This window comes from Neobacillus drentensis (assembly GCF_036965645.1).
GTDB lineage: Bacteria > Bacillota > Bacilli > Bacillales > Cytobacillaceae > Neobacillus > Neobacillus drentensis_D.
This window is the reverse complement of sequence record NZ_JBALPZ010000201.1, coordinates 1-1,178: the sequence shown is the minus strand read 5'-3', so window position 1 is coordinate 1,178 and position 1,178 is coordinate 1. Positions and strand designations below refer to the sequence as shown.

3 protein-coding genes are annotated in these 1,178 nt (G+C 30.1%); all 3 read right to left on the bottom strand.

The annotated features are described in order from the left end of the window. Positions 1-317: 317 nt before the first annotated feature. On the bottom strand, positions 318-461 hold the full coding sequence (locus V7266_RS27940; RefSeq protein ID WP_335472484.1) for a hypothetical protein: 144 nt from the start codon (positions 459-461) through the stop codon (positions 318-320). 143 nt (positions 462-604) lie between these two features. Next, positions 605-760, bottom strand: coding sequence for a hypothetical protein (locus tag V7266_RS27935; protein ID WP_335472483.1), 156 nt, complete (start codon positions 758-760; stop codon positions 605-607). A gap of 41 nt (positions 761-801) precedes the next feature. Further along, positions 802-954 (bottom strand): hypothetical protein, encoded by a 153-nt coding sequence (locus V7266_RS27930; protein ID WP_335472482.1) that lies wholly within the window; start codon positions 952-954, stop codon positions 802-804. Between the last annotated feature and the right edge of the window lie 224 nt (positions 955-1,178).

The following is a 1,178-nucleotide window of genomic DNA, read 5'->3' as shown; positions in this document are numbered from 1 at the left end:
CCAATCAACATTATTTCAATATCAATAATGACCTTTAACAAAGCCTTTTGAATAGGAAAAAGCCACCCAAAATGAGTGGCTTCCTCCCTACCTTTTCGATAAATGTTTATTATTGGTCTTATTCACCAAGATCAACGTTATGATATACGCGTTGAACATCTTCTAAATCTTGATTAAGAATATTGTTATATTAACGTTTATTACACTCACTTTTAGTATGAAATTTATTACATTTATTATAGTTTACAAAATGGGTTTTTACAACAGTTAAAATTCTGTATATCTTATAATTTATATTCTGCAATTAATAAATCTATTCATTCACATTGCCAGTAAAATAATTGCTTTTGAACATACGCTTTATTGTTAAATTTCCCTTGAGAAGTCACAGTACCGAGTCGTTTAATATAAATTGTCTCCTGAAATTCTGGCTTTTTCACATGATCATTTTCTTTGTTCATCAGAATCCCCTTCGTTCTTTGTCTTATAGTACAAATCAATTATGGCTTTAGCCATCAATTCTAAGTTCGGTTCTCTTATTGTAGTACATATGCTAGGTGGTCTTCTTTCACCTGTAATTTTAGAGTAGACAATTTCTTCTTCATTATTTTTCTTCATTTTTCTCACAGTCTTTGGTACCATCCTTTTCAGGGGCTTTATTCTTTTCCTTATAGGGTCCTATTGAAATAAGATATTTGGCAATTTCAATTCCAGTTAATTCTTTGCTTACAGTTTCTATTATTTTAATTTGTTTTTTCATCCTCATCACCTCTAATTGGTATCCCAATTTTTTTAACCCTTTTAGGGCTCCCTAAGCTCCTGTCCCTTTGTCTTATAATATAAGTCAATTATCGCTTTTGCCATTAAATCAAGATTTGGCTCTCTTGTTCTAGTACATTTGCACGGAGGCATTCTTTCACCTGTAATCTTAGAGTAAACTATTTCTTTTTTCATGTTGTTTCCCTCCACTATTCAAGATGAAATTTATTATACTCAAATAGAGTTATAATTGCCAAAATTATCTGTTAATACTAAATAATTAAATGTAACATAGGTTTTGATCAAGGTTTTCACATATTAACGCTTTAAATTATTGAAATAATATTCAGAAAATGGTAATATACACACATGTTTAAATTCTTCGGAGTTTAGACCTCCTAATTAGGCTTAGCCTAGAC